This window comes from Nocardioides sp. (genome assembly GCF_025964975.1).
Classification (GTDB): Bacteria; Actinomycetota; Actinomycetes; order Propionibacteriales; family Nocardioidaceae; genus Nocardioides.
The window spans coordinates 1-17,329 of the sequence record NZ_JAOPXV010000203.1; the positions used below are offsets into that span (position 1 = coordinate 1).

Genomic DNA, 17,329 nt, shown 5'->3' on the forward strand with positions numbered 1-17,329 from the left:
ATCATCGCCGACCACGCCACGACCGAGGGTGACACCGGTTCGCCCGAGGTGCAGATCGCGCTGCTCAGCCACCGCATCAGCCACCTCACCGAACACCTCAAGCAGCACAAGCACGACCACCACAGCCGTCGTGGCCTGCTGCTCCTCGTGGGCCAGCGCCGGCGGCTGCTCAACTACCTGCAGAAGACCGAGATCGCGCGCTACCGCTCGATCGTCGAGAAGCTCGGCCTGCGTCGATGAACATCTGAGGAGCGGTTCCCCACCGGGGCCGCTCCTCAGCTTGTGGCCCACCCACCGATAAGGTCGGGCTGCACCACAACTGCACATTCCAGATCCAGGAGCGACCCGCCTCGCCCGGCTCGGTCCTCGGTAGTGGCTCTCAGGTGCCAGGCCGCCAGTTTCCTGGCCGCACCTGCGGGCCTCGATCGAAGACCGGCACTCACATGAGCGGCGTCGCGGATCGCTCCGCGAAGAGAAAGGGAAACCCTTTGAACGAGGGCCCCATCATTTCTGCCGTCGAGACCGTTCTCGACAACGGCAAGTTCGGCAAGCGCACCGTCAAGTTCGAGACCGGACTCCTGGCCCGTCAGGCAGCGGGTTCCGTGACCGCCTACCTCGACGACGAGACCATGCTGCTCTCGGCCACCACCGCCGGCAAGACGCCGAAGGACCACTTCGACTTCTTCCCGCTCACGATCGACGTCGAGGAGCGGATGTACGCCGTGGGCCAGATCCCCGGCTCCTTCTTCCGCTCCGAGGGTCGGCCGGGCGAGGACGCGATCCTCACCTGCCGCCTCATCGACCGCCCGCTGCGCCCGACCTTCAAGAAGGGCCTGCGCAACGAGGTCCAGGTCGTCATCACCGTGATGGCGCTCGACCCCGACATGCCCTACGACGTGCTGGCCATCAACGCCGCCTCGTTGTCGACCCAGCTCTCCGGCCTGCCGTTCTCCGGACCCGTCGGTGGCGTCCGCGTGGCGCTCATCGAGGGCCAGTGGGTGGCCTTCCCGTCGCACTCGCAGCTCGAGGACGCCGTGTTCGACATGGTCGTCGCCGGTCGGGTCACCGACTCCGGCGACGTCGCGATCATGATGGTCGAGGCCGAGGCCACCGAGAAGACCATCGCCCTCGTGCAGGACGGTGCCCAGGCGCCGACCGAGGAGGTCGTGGCCGGTGGCCTCGACGCCGCGAAGCCCTTCATCAAGCAGCTGGTGGAGGCCCAGGCCGAGCTGGCCAAGGAAGCCTCCAAGCCGCTCCAGGAGTTCCCGGTCTTCCTCGACTACGAGGACGACGTCTACGACGCCGTCGAGGCCGCGGCCAAGGACGACGCCGCTGCCGCGATGAAGATCGCGGACAAGCAGGAGCGCGAGCTGAAGACCGACGAGATCAAGGGCGCCCTGCTCGAGAAGCTCGCCGGCCAGTTCGAGGGTCGCGAGAAGGAGGTGGGCGCAGCCTTCCGCTCCCTCACCAAGTCGATCGTGCGCGAGCGCGTCCTGCGCGACAAGATCCGCATGGACGGTCGCGGCCTGGCCGACATCCGTCCGCTGCACGCCGAGGTCGGCGTGATCCCGCGCGTCCACGGCTCCGCGCTGTTCGAGCGTGGCGAGACCCAGATCCTGGGTGTCACCACCCTCAACATGCTCAAGCTGGAGCAGCAGCTCGACACGCTGTCCCCGGAGAAGCACCGTCGCTTCATGCACAAGTACGTCTTCCCGCCGTTCTCCACCGGCGAGACCGGTCGCGTGGGTTCGCCCAAGCGTCGTGAGGTCGGCCACGGTGCGCTCGCGCGCCGCGCGATCCTGCCGGTCCTGCCGACCCGCGAGGAGTTCCCGTACGCCATCCGCCAGCTCTCCGAGGCCATGGGCTCCAACGGCTCGACCTCGATGGGCTCGGTCTGTGCGGCCACCCTGTCGCTGCTGCAGGCGGGTGTGCCCCTCAAGGCGTCCGTCGCCGGCATCGCCATGGGCCTCATCTCCGGTGAGGTCGACGGTGAGACGCAGTACGTCGCACTGACCGACATCCTCGGAGCCGAGGACGCCTTCGGCGACATGGACTTCAAGGTCGCCGGGACGCGCGAGTTCGTGACCGCCCTGCAGCTCGACACCAAGCTCGACGGCATCCCGGCCGAGATCCTGGCAGCGGCGCTGACCCAGGCTCGCGACGCCCGTCTGGCGATCCTCGACGTCATGGCCGAGGCCATCGACGCGCCTGAGGAGATGTCGGTCCACGCTCCGCGGATCATCACGATCAAGGTGCCCGTCGACAAGATCGGCGAGGTCATCGGCCCGAAGGGCAAGATCATCAACCAGATCCAGGACGACACGGGCGCCACCCTGTCGATCGAGGACGACGGCACGGTCTACATCGGGGCGACCAACGGTGAGGCAGCGCAGGCGGCCAAGGACGCCGTCAACGCGATCGCCAACCCGACGATGCCCGAGGTCGGCGAGCGCTACCTCGGTACGGTCGTCAAGACGACCAACTTCGGTGCGTTCGTCTCGCTGATGCCCGGCAAGGACGGCCTGCTGCACATCAGCAAGCTCCGCTCGCTCGCCGGCGGCAAGCGCGTCGACAACGTCGAGGACATCGTCTCTGTGGGCCAGAAGATCCAGGTCGAGATCGGCGAGATCGACGACCGCGGCAAGCTGTCACTGATCCCGGTCGTCGAGGGTGGCGAGTCGGCCGAGAACGAGGCCGAGGTCGACGAGCTCATCGACGCGACTGACGACGAGTGACCTTGTCACACATGCACGAACCGACCGGCCAGCAGAGCTCCTCTGCTGGCCGGTCGGCCGTACCCGCGAACATCGGCTCCACCCGCACCCTGCAGACCGTCAAGGACAGCGACGGCCACGTGACCTCCCGCGTACGCCGCACGGTGCTGCCCGGGGGCTTGCGAGTCGTCACCGAGCAGATGGCCGGTGCCCGCTCGGCGAGCATCGGCGTGTGGGTCAACGTCGGTTCGCGCGACGAGACACCCACCCTGCACGGCTGCTCACACTTCCTCGAGCACCTGCTCTTCAAGGGCACCCGCGAGCGCTCGGCGCTGGACATCTCCGTCGCGCTCGACGCCGTGGGGGGCGAGTTCAACGCGTTCACTGCGAAGGAATACACCTGCTTCCACGCCCGGGTGCTCGACGCCGACCTGCCGCTGGCCGTCGACGTGCTCGGCGACATGATCACCAACTCCCTCATCACGACCGCAGACGTCGAGGCAGAGCGGGACGTGATCCTCGTCGAGATCGCCATGCACGACGACGACCCCGACGACGTCGTCCACAACCTCTTCGCCCGTCAGGCCTTCGGCGACTCGCCCCTGGGGCGTCCGATCGCCGGCACCGTCGCCTCGATCACCGACATGACGCGCGAGCAGGTCGAACGGTTCTACCGTCGTCACTACCGCGCGGACAACATGGTGGTCGCCGTGGCGGGCAACCTCGAGCACGCCAAGGTCGTCCGCGAGGTGCGCCGGGCCTTCGGTCGCCACCGCTTCCTGGCCGGATCCACCACGCCCGTCGAGCCCCGCAACACGACCCGGGCCCGCCCCGTCGCGGCAGGGGAGTCGCGCACGGCGCGGCCCTTCGAGCAGGTCAACGTCGTGCTGGGGATGAAGGGCATCACCCGTACAGACGAGCGGCGCTACGCCCTCGGCGTGCTCAACACGGCGCTGGGCGGCGGCACCTCGTCGCGACTCTTCCAAGAGGTGCGCGAACGCCGCGGACTGGCCTACTCGGTCTACTCCTTCGCCTCGCACCACGCCGACGCCGGGCTCGTGGGCGTCTCGGTGGGCTGTCTGCCCAGCAAGCTCGATGACGTGCTCGCCACCGTCCGTGCCGAGCTGGCCAAGGTCGCTGCGGAGGGCATCACTGCTGACGAGCTCACGCGTGGCAAGGGACAGCTCCGTGGTGGTCTCGTCCTCGGCCTCGAGGACTCCGGCTCGCGGATGTCACGCCTGGGCAAGGCGGAGCTGGTATATGCCGAGCTGCTGTCCATCGACGAGGTGATCGAACGGATCGACGCGGTGACCCTCGATGAGGTCCGGGAGATCGCGGCCGCCTTGTTCGCCCAGCCCGAGGTCCTGGCCATCACCGGCCCTGCCTGAACGCAGCCTGGCGGTCAGCGCTTGCCGATGATCCCGATCACGGCGGGTGCCTTCTGCTCCACGACGGAGACGCGGAAGCCGGCCTTGGCCAGGGCCGCGGAGCTCTTCTTCACGATGTTCGGCACGAGCTCGGGCTGGTGGGCGTCGTAGAACAGGTAGACCGCGCCACCGGGGACGACGCGCTCGTGCAGCAACGCCACCTCGTCGTCACACGGACGGACCCAGAACAGGTTGACGTTGAAGGCGAAGACCTTGTTGAGCCGCTTGACCGGGACTCGCAGCGTGGCGAGGTCGATCTGCCGGACCACGAGGCGCCCTGCCTCGACCGAGGCGTGGTTGCGTCGCTTGGTGCGGTCCACCCCGGACTCGGAGCGGTCGATCGCGAACAGCTTCCCGGTCTCCAGCTTGGCGCAGATCAGCTCGGCCCCAGCGCCGGGTCCGCACCCGACCTCGAGGACCTGGTCGTTGGGCTGGACGTCCATGAGCTCGACCGCCCAGCGGATGCGCGGCGGGATCGTCTGCACTGGCATGGGTCATAGCCTGCCACCTCGGCGCCCGCGTCAGGCACCCCCACCCGGGATCGGGTCGGATCGCAGTAGGTTGGGCCCGTGAGTGAACAGTTCCGGGTCGGTGTGCTGGGTGCGCGTGGCAAGGTCGGCGCGGAGATCTGCCGGGCCGTCTCGGCGGCCGAGGACCTCGCACTGGTCGCGGAGATCGATGCCGGCGACGACATCGGTGCACTCCTGTCCGGGGACGCCCAGGCGGTAGTCGACTTCACCCACCCCGACGTGGTCATGGACAACCTCGCCTTTTGCATCGAGCACGGCATCCACGCAGTCGTGGGCACGACCGGCTTCGACGAGGCACGACTGGCGCAGCTTTCGGAGTGGGTGGGCGACCAGCCCGTCGGTGTCCTCGTCGCCCCCAACTTCTCCATCGGCGCCATCTTGATGATGCGCTTCGCAGCCCAGGCGGCCCCGTTCTTCGAGTCTGTCGAGGTGATCGAGCTCCATCACCCCGACAAGGCGGACGCCCCCTCGGGGACGGCCCGGCGCACGGCCGAGCTCATCGCGCAGGCCCGTCGCGACGCCGGCAGCCCGCCCATGCCCGACGCCACGTCCACCGGCCTCGAGGGCGCACGAGGCGCCGACGTCGACGGGGTCCGGGTCCACGGCCTGCGGATCCGCGGCCTCGTGGCCCACCAGGAGGTCGTCCTGGGCGGCGTGGGGGAGACGCTCACCATCCGTCACGACTCACTCGACCGGGCCTCCTTCCTTCCCGGTGTCCTGACCGGACTCCGCGAGATCGAGAGCCATCACGGCCTCACGGTGGGGCTCGAGCACTTCCTCCCCCTCGGCTGAGCACCCTCACACAAGGCGGATCAGCGCAGCGACCGCCGCGGCGCCGATGACGACGACCAGGAAGGGCGCCCGGAGCAGCAGCGCGACCACGGCGAAGGCCAGTCCCGCGGTGCGCGCGTCGATCGTCAGGGAAGGCCCGGCCGACCACACCTGGACCGCGATGAGGGCAGCCAGGAGGGCGACGGGGATCAGGTCGGCGACACGCTCCACCACCGGGTTGGACAGCACCCGCTGGGGCAGCGAGAGCCCGGCGAGCTTGAGGGCGTAGCAGCCCAGGGCCGCGACCAGGATGGCCAGCCACATCAGGCCTCACCCCTCGGCGGGCTCAGCACGCCGCCCAGGAGGGCGACGGCACCGGCGGCCAGCACCGGGACGCCGGCGGCTGTGAAGGGCACGAGGGCCAGCGCCACGCCCGCCGCGAGGATCGCGACGACCCGGGACCGCGCGACGCCCAGCCGGGGCCAGAGCAGCGCGAGGAAGGCCGCCCCGACCGCGGCGTCGAGCCCGTAGTTGCGGGGGTCGCCCATCGCCGTACCGGCCAGGGCGCCTGCCAGCGTCGCGGCGTTCCACAGGACGAACACCGAGACCCCGGTGGCCACGAAGCCGAGCCGGGCCGCCGGCACCGTGTCGCGGTTGACCGACATCGCGGTCGACTCGTCGATCAGGATCTGCGCCGCGCCGACCCGGCGCGCGCCGGACCACTGGAGCAGGGGGGCAAGACGCAGCCCGTAGAGCGCGTTGCGGGTGCCGAGCAGGATCGCGGTCATGGCCCCGCCGATGGGCGCACCGCCGGCCGCGACGACCCCGACGAAGGCGAACTGCGAGGCGCCTGTGAAGACCAGCAACGACAGCGCGCAGGCCTGGAGGACGCTGAGCCCCGAGCTGACCGCCACGGCGCCGAAGGAGATGCCGTACGCCCCCGTGGCGACTCCCACGGCGACCGCGTCGCGGATGATCCCCGAGCGCTCGGCGCTCGGCAAGGGGGCCTGCGACATCAGCCGATCGCGGTGTGCAGGCGGACCTGCTTGACGGTGGTCGTCCCCGTCCCGTCCAGGTCGAGCTCGCGGTGGGCACCGTCGGGCGCCCAGCCGGCCTCGGTCAGGAACCGGCGGTGGTCGTCATCGGACGCGATCACCCAACAGACCGCGCGGGTGAACCGGTCGGCCGCGAGCGTGTCGACGGCCGCCTGCAGCAGCCGGGACCCATGGCCCTTGCCCCGCTCGGTGGGATCGAGGGTGAGCTCGGAGATCTCGCCGTCCGCGATCGGGTCGGCATCGGGGTCGGTGGCCGGGCTCGTCAGCGCGAAGCCGGTCACCCGGTTGCGCTCGAGGGCCACCAGCACCCGGTTGCGGGCATCCGCCGGCTTCCTCAGGGCGGAGCGCCAGGCGTCGGCGACGGGAGCAGGGTCGGAGGGCAGGGCATCAGCGGGTAGGACGTCGGCGTACAACACCTGCCAGGCGCGCACCTGCACGGCGGCGATGGCGTCTGCGTCGTCGGCCCACGCGATCCGCACGGAGACGTCGGCGGTGGGCTTGTTCATGCGCTCATCCTCACACCCGACCCGGCGGCGGCAGACCCCGGCTGGCGGCCGAGGTGGATGGCTCCCGCGATCGAGAGGGCGAGCCCGCCGACGACGGCGGCGGTCCACCCTGCGCGGACGGTGTCGCCGAAGGCCAGGACCCCGACCAGTGCCGGGACGCAGGTCTGCATGACGATCAGTGGGGCCGTGGAGGACGCGACGTCGGCCCGTCCCAGGGCGATCGAGTAGAGCCAGAACGCCACCACACCCAGGGCGGACACGATGACCAGCGCGGCCAGCGACACCAGCGGCGTGCCGAGGTCCAGGCCCCGCGTCGTGACGGCTGTTCCTGCGTAGCCGAGGCCGGACCACGCTCCCAGGACTCCCGCACCTGCTCCGATGCTCCACCGGGCGCCGAGTCCCAGCACGAGCAGCCAGAGGCCGCCCACCACCGCGAGGGTGGCCGCGGAGGCGGTGTGCTCGACCCCGCCCGCGCCCAGCGCCACCAGCACGAGGCCCGCGATGACGGCGGCCACTGCCAGCCAGCGCCCCGGCTCGAGTCGCTCGTGCAGGACCACTGCGGACACGACGGCCGTCACCGGCAATGACAGCGAGATCGACGCCTGGGCGAGGTAGAGCGGCAACAACCACAGGGCGACTGCGTGCAGTCCGAACCCCGCCAGGTAGGCGCCGACCACGGCACGAATTGGCCAGGAGCGTACGGCGGCGCGTGCGAAGGTACGCAGGCCCGGATCGCCGTCCGGCACACCCCGCATGGCGTGGGCCTGGAGCACGGCGGCGACCCCGAAGAGGGCGGCCGATCCGAGCGCGCAGACGAGTCCCAGGATCACCGGACGCTCAGCGGTACTGCTCGGGCAGCGTCTGCCCGATCTTGACCTTCGCCTTCGGCATCCGCATGAACTTCATCTGCAACGAGCGCATCACGGCGTAGTAGGTGGTGCCCTTGAGGGGTTCCTCAGGGAAGCGACGAACCAGCTCACGACGAAGCCGGAACCGCATCAGGATGATGTCGAGCGTCACCAGGAGCACGGTCCCCAGCAAGATGGCGTTCCCCATGTTCGCCAGGGAGTCGTTGCCCGAGTAGCCCAGCAGCATCGTCAGGACCAGCATCGGCACCATCAACTCCACGAAGGAGAACCGCACGTCCACGAAGTCGCGGATGAAGCGACGCACCGGCCCTTTGTCGCGGGCCATCAGGTAGCGCTCGTCTCCCGACTTCATCGCCGCCCGGATGCTCTGGCTCGACTCGGAGCGCGCACCCCGCTCCGCGAGCATCTGCTCGCGGCGGGTCCGCGGGACCTTCGCGCGAGCCTTGGCGGCCGCTTCGGCCTCCTTGCGGCTCGGCGTCGGACGACCCTTCCCGCCGGGCTTCTCGACGACGGTAGCGGTGGATGTGGTGGCTTGCGACTTGCTACGACCGAACACGCGGGGCCTCTGGGATCAGGTGAGTTGAAGCTCCAGCCTACCGGCGCCTATCACTGGGCTTGGCTTTGGTCCTAGGGTGATGGAAGTACCCCGAGGGAGACACAGGAGAGAACATCCCCATGAGTGTGATGAAGCGCTTGAGTCTGATCTTCCATTCCAAGGCGAACAGGGCGCTCGACCGCGCCGAGGACCCCCGCGAGACCCTGGACTACAGCTACCAGCGCCAGCTCGAGCTGTTGAGCAAGGTACGCCGCGGGGTGGCCGACGTCGCCACGAGCCGCAAGCGCGTCGAGCTGCAGATCAAGCAGCTCGAGACGCAGCAGGCCAAGCTCCAGGGGCAGGCGGAGAAGGCCATCGCCGCCGACCGCGAGGACCTCGCGCGCGAGGCACTGACGCGTAAGTCGGGCATCACCCAGCAGATTCACGACCTGCAGGGCCAGCCCGCGAACCTGCAGGGCGAGGAGGAGAAGCTCGTCCTCGCGCAGCAGCGGCTGCAGACGAAGGTCGAGTCCTTCCGCACCCGCAAGGAGACCATCAAGGCCAACTACACCGCCGCCGAGGCGCAGTCGCGCATCGGCGAGGCGATGTCGGGCATCGGCGAGGAGATGGGTGACGTCGGGCTGGCCATCCAGCGCGCCGAGGACAAGACGGCGCAGATGCAGGCCCGCGCCGGTGCCATCGACGAGCTGATCGCTTCCGGTGCGCTCGACGACGCGTCGTCGATCAACTCAGGTGACGACATCGCCCGTGAGCTCGACGCCCTCAGCTCGGCTTCGGACGTGGAGAGCGAGCTGGCCCGGCTCAAGAGCAGCAGCCAGCCGCAGGCGATCGAGGCCGGCGACGGTGACGTCAGCCAGCAGCCCGCGGTGCAGCGCGAGACCTCCGAAGGAGGGCCGTCGTGATCGTCCGCATCCTGGGTGAGGGCCAGTTCGACCTGGACGACCACGCCCTCGACGCGCTCAACGGGCTCGACACGCAGATCGAGCGTTCCATCGAGTCCGGTGACGAGGAGATGTTCAAGGTCGCCCTGGCGGGCCTGCACGCCGCCATCCGGTCCAGCGGGACCCACCACGAGGCCGCGAGCCTCGACGAGTCCGACCTGATCCTGCCGCCCGCCGACGCCACCCTCGACGAGGTGCGGCAGATGCTCGGGGACGACGGCCTCATCCCCGGCTGACCCCGACGTGGCGCGTTCGCGTTTCATCAAGGACACCGGCCTCACCGTCCGGATGACGCTGGTGATGTTCCTGCTCGGCGCGTTGTTCGTGGGGCTGGGGTGTCGCTGATGTACCTCTTCCGCGACAGCCCGGGAATGATCGTCCTGATCGGCCGGGCCGGCATCGGTGTCGCGTTCTACCAGTGGTGGTCCTCCGACAAGATGGCCATGCGCGCGATGCGGGCTCGCGAGGTGACGCCGTAGGAGGCGCCGGAGCTGCACGGGATGATCGACCGGCTCTGCGCCCTTGCCGACATGCCCGAGCCGCGCGTCGGCGTCGCCGACATGGCCCTGCCCAATGCCTTCGCGACCGGCCGGTCGCCGGACCGCTCGGTGGTGTGCGTGACCACCGGCATCCTCCAGACCCTCGATGCCGAAGAGCTGGAGGCCGTGCTGGCGCACGAGCTGAGCCACGTGGCCCCCCGCGACGCCCTCGTCATGACGCTCGCGTCGTCCGACGGCATCCTGGCGGGCATGCTGACCCGCGGTGCCCAATACGGTGGCCTCTCGCGCGGACGCGGCAGCAACGGCGCCCTGCCAGGCCTTCCTGGTCGCGCTCGTGATGAGCCTCCTGGTCTATGCCGTGAGCTTCGTCCTGCTGCGACTCCTGTCGCGCTACCGCGAGCTCTGCGCGGACCGGTCTGCGGCCTACCTCACGATGAAGCCGGCTGCCCTTGCCTCTGCCCTCACCAAGATCGCGGGTGGCCGGCGCCATACCGCAGAGGGACCTGCGAGCCACCAGCGCAGTGAACGCGCTGTTCATCGTGCCCGCCGTGGCCGGCATCAGCCTGCGAATGCTCACTGCCACCCACCCGACCCACGAGCAGCGCCTCGAGCAGCTCGCCCGCATCCAGGCCGAGCTCGGCTGTCCGATGGCCTGAGGGGGTGCCGTGCGCTGGCTCGATGCCGTGACGGGACGCAGAAGGCCTCCCAAGACCAATCTGGATGCGCTGTTCCTCGTGCGTTCGCGCAGACCCAGGACGAGATCACCGCGCTGATCAACGACGACCCGGACTCGCCGGACGTGCAGGTGAGTCGGGACGACTTCGGCTTCACCTGGTTGGTCGTCGAGGGCAGCCCCGACGACATGGCAGACCTGTGCACCGACCTGCACGCGGTCAACACCAGCCTGGAGGCGCAGGGCTTCGCCGACGGCTTGTTGTGCTCGAGGGTGACGTTCGAGGGGCACGGACCGACGGTCGGCCTGGTTTATCTGTACAAGCAAGGGACCTTCTACGCCTTCGCCCCCACGGGGACCCACCAGCGCGACAACCTCACCGAGATCGGCGTCCGGGACCTCCTCGCGGCGGAGCTTCCGATGGAGCCGGAAATGCACCAGCGGCTCACGCTGTGGAATGCTCCGGGACTGTGAACACTCGTGAGGAACTCGTCGCCTTCGCGGCGTCGACGGCGCACGAGCTGAAGAACGCCGTGGCAGCGATCGCGATGGCAGCCGAGATGGCGCTGGACGAGACCCCCGAAGATGTCCCGGAGCTCCAGGCCCTGCTGACCCGGATGCAGGGCAGCGCCAGCCGACTCGCAGCGCTCCTCGACACCCTCCCGGCCGCCGCCTCCGTGTGGCCGCTGACCGACGACTGACCTCCGCCCGTCAGTCGCGGTGCGACTTGCCCGGCAGGTCCAGCATCCGCTGGAGCGCCACCAGGGCATGACGCTCGGTGTCGGGGTCGACCTTGATCTGGTTGACCACCTGACCGGCCACGAGCGACTCCATCACCCACACGAAGTGGGGCAGATCGATGCGGTTCATCGTCGAGCAGTAGCAGACGTTGCGGTCGAGGAAGACGATGTTCTTGTCCGGGTGAGCCCGCGCCAGCCGCTGGACGAGGTTGAGCTCGGTGCCGATCGCCCACGTCGTGCCCGGCTCGGCGGCTTCGATGGTCTTGATGATGAACTCGGTCGAGCCGACCAGGTCGGCACTGAGGACCACCTCGTGAGGGCACTCGGGGTGGACCAGGATCTTGATGTTTGGGTGCTTGGCTCGCAGCTCGTCGACGACGTCGACGCTGAACCGGCCGTGGACCGAGCAGTGGCCCTTCCACAGGATCATCCTGGCTGACTCGAGCTGTTCCCGGGTCAGGCCACCGGCGGGCTGGAGGGGGTCCCACAGGACGCAGTCGTCGAGGGAGAAACCCATCTTCAGCACGGCGGTGTTGCGGCCGAGGTGCTGGTCGGGGAAGAAGAGGATCTTCGCGTCGGGCTTCTGCTCGAAGGCCCACTCGAGGGCCACATCGGCGTTGGACGATGTGCAGACGACGCCACCGTTGCGGCCGCAGAAGGCCTTGATGTCGGCCGAGGAGTTCATGTAGGTGACCGGCACGATGCTGTCCTGGACGCCGGCGTCGGCCATGGCGTCCCATGCGTCCTCGACCTGACCCAGCCGTGCCATGTCGGCCATCGAGCAGCCGGCGGCGAGGTCGGGCAGGATCACCACCTGGTCGTCGGAGGTGAGGATGTCGGCCGACTCGGCCATGAAGTGCACGCCGCAGAAGACGATGAACTCGGCGTCGGGGCGCCCTGCTGCGTCGCGGGCCAGCTTGAACGAGTCACCCGTCACATCGGCGAACTCGATGACCTCGTCGCGCTGGTAGTGGTGACCCAGCACGAACACCCGCTCCCCGAGCGCGGCCTTCGCGGCACGCGCGCGAGCGACCAGGTCGGGGTCGGAGGCCGACGGCAGCTCACCTAGGCACTCAACGCCGCGTTCGGCGGTGAGGTCACGGCCCTTGCCGAGAGGGAGCAGGGGAAGGTCGACGAGACTCATGGCTACATCCTAGTGGCGGGTGTGGACCGAGTTGTGGCGTGCAAGGCTCTGAGGCATCGGCCCACGAGCGCATCGGCGCTCGGGCCAGGAGGAGGAGCTGTGGCGCGACGTGGTGAGGTCCTGGCCCTGGTGCAGGCGGGCGGGCAGGGCGGGCGGATGGACGTGCTGACCCGCGAACGCGCGAAGCCCGCGCTGCCGTACGGCGGAGTCCACCGACTCATCGACTTCGCGCTGTCCAGCCTGGTGCACGCGGACCTGTCCGACGTGTGGGTCTCGCTGGAATACCAGGTGACCTCCATCGACGAATACCTCTCGGGCGGTCGTCCGTGGAGCCTGGACCGCAACCGCGGGGGGTTCAGGCGCATCGTCCCGCAGACCGGGACCGGGCCGGCGACGGAGAGCGGCTTCGCGCACGGCAACGGGGACCTCCTGCTGCGGATCTCGGCCGACCTCGAGGCGTCCGGCGCCTCCACCCTCGTGGTGTGCAGCGCCGACCACGTCTTCAACATCGACCTGGGGCCGGTGATCGACGAGCACGTCGCCGCCGGCCGGGTGGCGACGGTGCTGACCACCGCGGTCACCAAGCGCGACGCGTCCGACAACGTGGTCGTCGTGGCGAAGCGGGACGGCACCATCACCGCGGTCGAGCACAAGCCCTCCCGGCCCTCGAGCACCACGGTGGCCACCGAGATCTTCATCTACGACCTGGCCGTCCTGCTCCCCACGCTGCGCGAGCTCCGGGCAGAGCTCTCGGGCGAGCAGGAGGACGACGACAGCGGGCTGGGCGACTTCGGCGAGCACCTGCTCCCGAGGCTCGTGAAGACCGGTCGGGTCGTCTCCGTCCCGATGACCGGCTACTGGCGAGACGTGGGCCAGCCGCGTCTCTACCTGCAGTCCCACCGAGACCTGCTGGCCGACCGGGTGGACGTGTTCGACCACCCCGGCCGACCCGTGATCGCCCACTGGCCCGACCGCCCTGCCGCTCGGGTGCGCGCGGTCGGGTCGTGCAGCAACTCGCTCCTCTCGCCCGGTTGCGACGTGTCGGGCGAGGTGGTGGACAGCGTGCTGGGTCCGGGCGTGGTGATCGAGAAGGGCGCGGTCGTGCGGGACAGCGTGCTCATGGAGGGCTGCGTCGTGCGCGCCGGGGCCGTCGTCCACACCGCAGTCGTGGACGAGCGGTGCGAGGTGCTGGCCGGTGCTCGCGTGGGAGCGCGGCCGACCGCCCGCTTGGCCCGCGACGAGGACATCGTGCTTGTGGGCCGCGACTCGCGGGTCGGTGGCGAGGTGGTCGCCGGCGCGCGGCTGGAGCCGGGCACCGACACCGGTCGCTAGAGCAACGAGCCGTGGTGGACGTACGGCGAGGGCGGCTTCATGCCGCGCAGGCACAGGTAGCCGCTCTGGTGCAGCGACATCCGGGCCGCCATCCCGACGTCGATGGCCCACGCGTTGGCTGCCGTGATGTGGTGGACCGACACGCTCGAGCCCGGCGTCGACGAGCCGAGCCCCTCCCACATGACGTCCTGCGCCGTACGCCGGGAGGTCCCGGCCACCAGGCAGGGCGAGCCTGACTCGTCGACGTACGCATAGGCCGCTGCGTTGTTGCGTTCGCAGACGAGCAGGCGGAACTGCCCGAGCAGCAGCTCGTGGTCGGAGAGATGAGCGGCCCCGCGGGTCTGCCGGTCGATCGAGTTGAGCAGGTCGATGTCGCCGGCAGAGCCGTCACGCACCCGCTCGACGACAGGGATGGCGCCGCGGTCCACCACGCCCGTGACGAACATCTGCGGGTGGAGGCTGAAGCCGGCGAGCCGATAGCGGCGTACGGCGCCGGGATCCGCACTGGCCGCGAACATGCCGCGCAGGCAGCTGCGCCCGTGGTACATCGCGGCCGCCAGCAGCTGCAGGCCGATGCCGTGGCGCTGGTGCTCGGGCCGGACCGCGAAGGACGCGAGGATCCACATGAGCTCACGGACCCGGGAGATCGCGCCGCCGACGACCTCGCCGTCGACCTCGGCCACCCAGCAGCCCTCGGGGTCGGTGACCAATGCCTGCCTGGTGCGCTTGATCCAGGCGCCGTTGCGCGTAGCCGGCCGCGGCTGTGGGTCCGGCCACGAACGCTGGAAGGTCCGGGCATCGACCTCGTAGTAGCTGGTGGCCGTGATGGTCGCCATCGCCTCGAGGTCGGTCTCGCGTGCTGGCCTGATGAGTGCCTGTGCCATGCGCGACATCCTTGCGCAGCGCAGCACTCCCGCATGAGACAGGATGGCCGCCATGCGCGTGCTGATCGCCCCCGACAAGTTCGCCGGCACCCTGACGGCCGTCGAGGCGAGCGAGGCCATCGCCCGGGGGTGGGCTCGGCGATCGCCGGGCGACGTCCTGGACCTGGCCCCGATGGCCGACGGCGGCCCTGGTTTCGTCGATGTCCTGCACGCCGCGCTGGGCGGGGAGCTGCTCGGCGTCACCGTCGAGGCTCCGCACGGCGAACGCGTCCCGGCCACGCTCCTGTTCGTCGAGGACGTCGCCTACATCGAGACCGCCCAGGCAGTCGGGCTGCACCTGATGGACGGCGGTGCCGAGTTCGGCTCCAGCAACGGGGTGGGCGAGCTGATCCTGGCCGCCGTCGAGTCGGGTGCGCGCAAGGTCGTGGTGGGCCTCGGTGGGTCCGGGACCAACGACGGGGGCGCCGGCGTGCTGGCAGCCCTCGGTGCGACGTCCGACGGCATCCTCGACAGCGGCGCGATCGCGCTGGACACCGTCACCACCGTCGACCTGGCGCCCGCCCGGGAGCGGCTGGCAGGTGTCGAGCTGGTCGTCGCCTCCGACGTCGACAACCCGCTGACCGGCATGTTCGGCGCGACCAAGACCTTCGGGCCCCAGAAGGGGATCGAGGAGGACCGGATCGTCGAGGTCGACGGGTGGCTCGAGACGTTCGCGGCGGCCACCGATCGGCGCACCAGCCTGGAGAAGGGTGCCGGCGCAGCCGGTGGGATCGGCTTCGCCCTGCTCGCCCTGGGGGCCTCCCGTGAGCCCGGCATCGCGCTCGTCGCGCGCCACGTGCGCCTCGCCGAGCGGGCCCGCAACGCGGACCTCGTCATCACCGGCGAGGGTGCCTTCGACTTCTCCAGCCGCTCGGGCAAGGTGCCCTACGGGGTCGCCGAGATCGCGGCCGCCGCGTTGCGACCGTGCGTCGCACTCGCCGGACAGGTGCTGGTGGGGTCACGGGAGATGCGCGCGCTGGGCATCGAGTCGGCCTACTCGCTCGTCGACCTGGTGGGGGAGGAGCGGGCGTTCGCCGACCCGTCAGGTGCCCTCGCCGAGCTCGCCGAACGTACTGCTCGCACCTGGTCTCGCTGACGCTCAGTCGTCCGTCTCGGCCTCGGAGTCCTCCTCGGACCCGACGACCGTGAAGTCCCGATCGAGCTGTACGTCGACCTGGTCCCCGTTGTCGAGAGTGACCTCGACCTCGTAGTAGCTCTCCTCGTCGCCGACCTCGGTCTCGGTGACGGTGCCGCCGCCGGTCTCCTCGAGGGCAGCCTCTTCGGCCCGCTCGAGGGCCGGGCCCTGGATCGGGGTGTCGGAGGCGTCGTCGTCACCGGACGCGCCGGCCACGGCAGCTCCAGCGCCACCTACGACGATGATGGCTGCTGCTGCTGCGGCCGCTGCCTGCTTCGAGCGATTCATCAGGATCTCCTCGGGTGGGTGGTGGGGCTTGACCGGTCCAGAGTGCACCCCGTGGCCTGAAGCCACGCTGAACGAGCAGTCAGCGGGCGTTCAGCGCGCCTTCAGCCGATCCGTGCCACCGTGTCGTGTGCGCATCCTGGTGGTCGAGGACGACAAGCGGGTCGCACGTGCCCTGAAGCGCGGCCTGGAGGGCGAGGGCTTCGCGGTAGATGTCGCGTTCACGGGGGAGGACGGCCACTGGCTGGCGACCGAGAACCCGTACGACGCGATGGTGTTGGACGTGATGCTGCCCGGTCTCAACGGCCTCGACCTGTGCGTGGCGTTGCGGGAGGCCGGCAACTGGACGCCCATCTTGATGCTGACGGCACAGGACGCAGCAGACGACGAGGCAAAGGCGCTCGACCGGGGCGCGGACGACTTCCTGACCAAACCGTTCTCGTACGCCGTCCTGGTGGCCCGGCTCCGCGCCCTGTTGCGGCGAGGTGGGGGCGCCCGACCGACCGAGCTGGTGGTCGGCGACCTGCGGCAGGACCCAGCGGCACACCGGGTGTGGCGTGGCGACGTCGAGGTACGCCTGACCCCCCGGCAGTTCTCGCTGTTGGAGTTCTTCATGCGCCGGCCCGGGGAGGTGTTGTCGAAGTCCGAGATCCTCGAGCACGTCTGGGACTTCGCCTTCGACGGCGACCCCAACATCGTCGAGGTCTATGTGCGACAGCTGCGGCAGCGGATCGATCTGCCGTTCGGCAGGGGCGCGATCCAGACCGTACGGCTGGCCGGATACCGACTGGACGTGGACGGTGGCTGAGAGCTCAGCACGGCGGGTGCGGCTGCGCCTGACCGCCGTGGCTTCGCTGGTGCTGGCGGTGATCCTGCTGCTGGCGTCGGTGGTGATCGTGCTGCTGTTCCAGCGATCGATCTCCGCCGCCGCCGACGACCTGTCGAAGTCGCGCGCGCACGACGTAGCGGCCTCATTCGAGGCTGGGGTGCTTCCCGCGGTGCTGGACGAAGTCGGTGACGACTCCGTCGGCCAGGTGGTGAGCGAGGACGGACGGGTGCTGGCGGCCTCCGCCAACCTCGGTTCCTCCGGGCCGATCACCGAGCGCACGCCTGGCGACGAGGGCGTCGAGGCCTTCGACCTGCAGGACGTGCCCGACGACGACGAGACCGAGGACTTCCGTGTCTGGGCCATCTCCGCGCACAGCCCTGACGGCTCGGCCGTCGTCTA

The 17,329-nt window shown here is 69.9% G+C and carries 23 protein-coding genes and 2 pseudogenes; 16 read left to right on the plus strand and 9 right to left on the minus strand.

What is annotated here, in order from left to right:
- From rpsO to JWN68_RS15760, 3 genes are all read left to right on the plus strand, one after another.
- The coding region (gene rpsO / locus JWN68_RS15750; RefSeq protein WP_297740602.1) for a 30S ribosomal protein S15 at positions 1-240 on the plus strand (240 nt) is incomplete at its 5' end.
- 248 nt (positions 241-488) lie between these two features.
- Complete coding sequence (locus JWN68_RS15755) at positions 489-2,735, plus strand: polyribonucleotide nucleotidyltransferase (RefSeq protein ID WP_297740604.1); 2,247 nt, start codon at positions 489-491, stop codon at positions 2,733-2,735.
- Between the two features lie 11 nt (positions 2,736-2,746).
- Positions 2,747-4,102 (plus strand): pitrilysin family protein, encoded by a 1,356-nt coding sequence (locus JWN68_RS15760; RefSeq protein WP_297740606.1) that lies wholly within the window; start codon positions 2,747-2,749, stop codon positions 4,100-4,102.
- Between the two features lie 14 nt (positions 4,103-4,116).
- Here the strand turns inward: JWN68_RS15760 and JWN68_RS15765 are convergent, their stop codons facing one another.
- Positions 4,117-4,632 (minus strand): class I SAM-dependent methyltransferase, encoded by a 516-nt coding sequence (locus tag JWN68_RS15765; RefSeq protein ID WP_297740608.1) that lies wholly within the window; start codon positions 4,630-4,632, stop codon positions 4,117-4,119.
- Between the two features lie 78 nt (positions 4,633-4,710).
- Here JWN68_RS15765 and dapB point away from each other — a divergent pair, with 78 nt between their 5' ends.
- On the plus strand, positions 4,711-5,463 hold the full coding sequence (gene dapB / locus JWN68_RS15770) for a 4-hydroxy-tetrahydrodipicolinate reductase (protein WP_297740610.1): 753 nt from the start codon (positions 4,711-4,713) through the stop codon (positions 5,461-5,463).
- 6 nt (positions 5,464-5,469) lie between these two features.
- On the opposite strand, the gene JWN68_RS15775 is transcribed toward dapB, so the two are convergent.
- Genes JWN68_RS15775 through JWN68_RS15795 form a run of 5 tightly spaced genes read right to left on the minus strand, consistent with a single transcriptional unit; the run spans position 5,470 to position 8,428 of the window.
- Positions 5,470-5,766 carry an AzlD domain-containing protein gene (locus JWN68_RS15775; protein WP_297740612.1) on the minus strand — a complete coding sequence of 99 codons (297 nt, stop codon included), beginning with the start codon at positions 5,764-5,766 and terminating at the stop codon, positions 5,470-5,472.
- Positions 5,766-6,458 carry an AzlC family ABC transporter permease gene (locus JWN68_RS15780; RefSeq protein ID WP_297740614.1) on the minus strand — a complete coding sequence of 231 codons (693 nt, stop codon included), beginning with the start codon at positions 6,456-6,458 and terminating at the stop codon, positions 5,766-5,768. The genes JWN68_RS15775 and JWN68_RS15780 overlap by 1 nt, the downstream gene beginning before the upstream one ends.
- A complete protein-coding gene (locus tag JWN68_RS15785) occupies positions 6,458-7,003 on the minus strand; it encodes a GNAT family N-acetyltransferase (RefSeq protein ID WP_297740616.1) in 546 nt (181 codons plus the stop codon). The genes JWN68_RS15780 and JWN68_RS15785 overlap by 1 nt, the downstream gene beginning before the upstream one ends.
- On the minus strand, positions 7,000-7,833 hold the full coding sequence (locus JWN68_RS15790; protein WP_297740618.1) for a hypothetical protein: 834 nt from the start codon (positions 7,831-7,833) through the stop codon (positions 7,000-7,002). The genes JWN68_RS15785 and JWN68_RS15790 overlap by 4 nt, the downstream gene beginning before the upstream one ends.
- Positions 7,834-7,840: 7 nt before the next feature.
- Positions 7,841-8,428, minus strand: a complete 588-nt coding sequence (locus JWN68_RS15795) for a DUF3043 domain-containing protein (protein ID WP_297740620.1) — start codon at positions 8,426-8,428, stop codon at positions 7,841-7,843.
- A gap of 119 nt (positions 8,429-8,547) precedes the next feature.
- Here JWN68_RS15795 and JWN68_RS15800 point away from each other — a divergent pair, with 119 nt between their 5' ends.
- From JWN68_RS15800 to JWN68_RS15830, 8 genes and pseudogenes are all read left to right on the plus strand, one after another.
- On the plus strand, positions 8,548-9,330 hold the full coding sequence (locus JWN68_RS15800) for a PspA/IM30 family protein (RefSeq protein WP_297740622.1): 783 nt from the start codon (positions 8,548-8,550) through the stop codon (positions 9,328-9,330).
- Positions 9,327-9,605 carry a hypothetical protein gene (locus JWN68_RS15805; protein WP_297740624.1) on the plus strand — a complete coding sequence of 93 codons (279 nt, stop codon included), beginning with the start codon at positions 9,327-9,329 and terminating at the stop codon, positions 9,603-9,605. The genes JWN68_RS15800 and JWN68_RS15805 overlap by 4 nt, the downstream gene beginning before the upstream one ends.
- A 108-nt stretch (positions 9,606-9,713) precedes the next feature.
- Positions 9,714-9,848: a hypothetical protein gene (locus JWN68_RS15810; RefSeq protein ID WP_297740626.1), complete on the plus strand. Its 135-nt coding sequence runs from the start codon at positions 9,714-9,716 to the stop codon at positions 9,846-9,848.
- Positions 9,849-9,899: 51 nt separating this feature from the next.
- Positions 9,900-10,064, plus strand: a pseudogene (locus tag JWN68_RS19420) (M48 family metalloprotease); the annotation flags it as partial.
- Between the two features lie 142 nt (positions 10,065-10,206).
- Positions 10,207-10,401, plus strand: a pseudogene (locus JWN68_RS19425) (hypothetical protein); the annotation flags it as partial.
- Positions 10,391-10,525 (plus strand): hypothetical protein, encoded by a 135-nt coding sequence (locus JWN68_RS15820; protein WP_297740630.1) that lies wholly within the window; start codon positions 10,391-10,393, stop codon positions 10,523-10,525. The pseudogene JWN68_RS19425 and the gene JWN68_RS15820, both read left to right, overlap by 11 nt.
- A gap of 149 nt (positions 10,526-10,674) precedes the next feature.
- Positions 10,675-11,016, plus strand: coding sequence for a hypothetical protein (locus JWN68_RS15825; RefSeq protein WP_297740632.1), 342 nt, complete (start codon positions 10,675-10,677; stop codon positions 11,014-11,016).
- On the plus strand, positions 11,013-11,243 hold the full coding sequence (locus JWN68_RS15830) for a histidine kinase dimerization/phospho-acceptor domain-containing protein (RefSeq protein WP_297740634.1): 231 nt from the start codon (positions 11,013-11,015) through the stop codon (positions 11,241-11,243). The genes JWN68_RS15825 and JWN68_RS15830 overlap by 4 nt, the downstream gene beginning before the upstream one ends.
- 10 nt (positions 11,244-11,253) lie before the next feature.
- On the opposite strand, the gene nadA is transcribed toward JWN68_RS15830, so the two are convergent.
- A complete protein-coding gene (nadA, locus tag JWN68_RS15835; RefSeq protein WP_297740636.1) occupies positions 11,254-12,426 on the minus strand; it encodes a quinolinate synthase NadA in 1,173 nt (390 codons plus the stop codon).
- A 99-nt stretch (positions 12,427-12,525) separates the two neighbouring features.
- Between nadA and JWN68_RS15840 the strand changes: the two genes are divergently transcribed.
- The gene (locus tag JWN68_RS15840; RefSeq protein WP_297740638.1) at positions 12,526-13,758 is read left to right on the plus strand and encodes a sugar phosphate nucleotidyltransferase; all 1,233 of its coding nucleotides are present in this window, start codon (positions 12,526-12,528) and stop codon (positions 13,756-13,758) included.
- Here the strand turns inward: JWN68_RS15840 and JWN68_RS15845 are convergent.
- The gene (locus JWN68_RS15845) at positions 13,755-14,642 is read right to left on the minus strand and encodes a GNAT family N-acetyltransferase (RefSeq protein WP_297740640.1); all 888 of its coding nucleotides are present in this window, start codon (positions 14,640-14,642) and stop codon (positions 13,755-13,757) included. The two genes, JWN68_RS15840 and JWN68_RS15845, sit on opposite strands and share 4 nt — an antisense overlap.
- Positions 14,643-14,694: 52 nt before the next feature.
- On the opposite strand from JWN68_RS15845, the gene JWN68_RS15850 reads away from it, so the two are divergent.
- Positions 14,695-15,777, plus strand: a complete 1,083-nt coding sequence (locus JWN68_RS15850; protein WP_297740642.1) for a glycerate kinase — start codon at positions 14,695-14,697, stop codon at positions 15,775-15,777.
- A gap of 3 nt (positions 15,778-15,780) precedes the next feature.
- On the opposite strand, the gene JWN68_RS15855 is transcribed toward JWN68_RS15850, so the two are convergent.
- On the minus strand, positions 15,781-16,104 hold the full coding sequence (locus JWN68_RS15855) for a PepSY domain-containing protein (RefSeq protein WP_297740644.1): 324 nt from the start codon (positions 16,102-16,104) through the stop codon (positions 15,781-15,783).
- A gap of 127 nt (positions 16,105-16,231) precedes the next feature.
- Here JWN68_RS15855 and JWN68_RS15860 point away from each other — a divergent pair, with 127 nt between their 5' ends.
- Positions 16,232-16,909, plus strand: coding sequence for a response regulator transcription factor (locus JWN68_RS15860; RefSeq protein WP_297740646.1), 678 nt, complete (start codon positions 16,232-16,234; stop codon positions 16,907-16,909).
- The coding region (locus tag JWN68_RS15865; RefSeq protein ID WP_297740648.1) for a hypothetical protein at positions 16,902-17,329 on the plus strand (428 nt) is incomplete at its 3' end. The genes JWN68_RS15860 and JWN68_RS15865, both read left to right, overlap by 8 nt.

Excerpts from the sequence above, each read along its gene's own strand:
- nadA (WP_297740636.1), bottom strand. The coding sequence starts at position 12,426 with ATGAGTCTCGTCGACCTTCCCCTGCTCCCTCTCGGCAAGGGCCGTGAC.
- JWN68_RS15780 (WP_297740614.1), bottom strand. The coding sequence starts at position 6,458 with ATGTCGCAGGCCCCCTTGCCGAGCGCCGAGCGCTCGGGGATCATCCGC.
- JWN68_RS15800 (WP_297740622.1), top strand. The coding sequence starts at position 8,548 with ATGAGTGTGATGAAGCGCTTGAGTCTGATCTTCCATTCCAAGGCGAAC.
- JWN68_RS15855 (WP_297740644.1), bottom strand. The coding sequence starts at position 16,104 with ATGAATCGCTCGAAGCAGGCAGCGGCCGCAGCAGCAGCAGCCATCATC.
- JWN68_RS15760 (WP_297740606.1), top strand. The coding sequence starts at position 2,747 with ATGCACGAACCGACCGGCCAGCAGAGCTCCTCTGCTGGCCGGTCGGCC.
- JWN68_RS15845 (WP_297740640.1), bottom strand. The coding sequence starts at position 14,642 with ATGGCACAGGCACTCATCAGGCCAGCACGCGAGACCGACCTCGAGGCG.
- JWN68_RS15810 (WP_297740626.1), top strand. The coding sequence starts at position 9,714 with ATGTACCTCTTCCGCGACAGCCCGGGAATGATCGTCCTGATCGGCCGG.
- JWN68_RS15850 (WP_297740642.1), top strand. The coding sequence starts at position 14,695 with ATGCGCGTGCTGATCGCCCCCGACAAGTTCGCCGGCACCCTGACGGCC.
- JWN68_RS15775 (WP_297740612.1), bottom strand. The coding sequence starts at position 5,766 with ATGTGGCTGGCCATCCTGGTCGCGGCCCTGGGCTGCTACGCCCTCAAG.
- JWN68_RS15785 (WP_297740616.1), bottom strand. The coding sequence starts at position 7,003 with ATGAACAAGCCCACCGCCGACGTCTCCGTGCGGATCGCGTGGGCCGAC.
- JWN68_RS15765 (WP_297740608.1), bottom strand. The coding sequence starts at position 4,632 with ATGCCAGTGCAGACGATCCCGCCGCGCATCCGCTGGGCGGTCGAGCTC.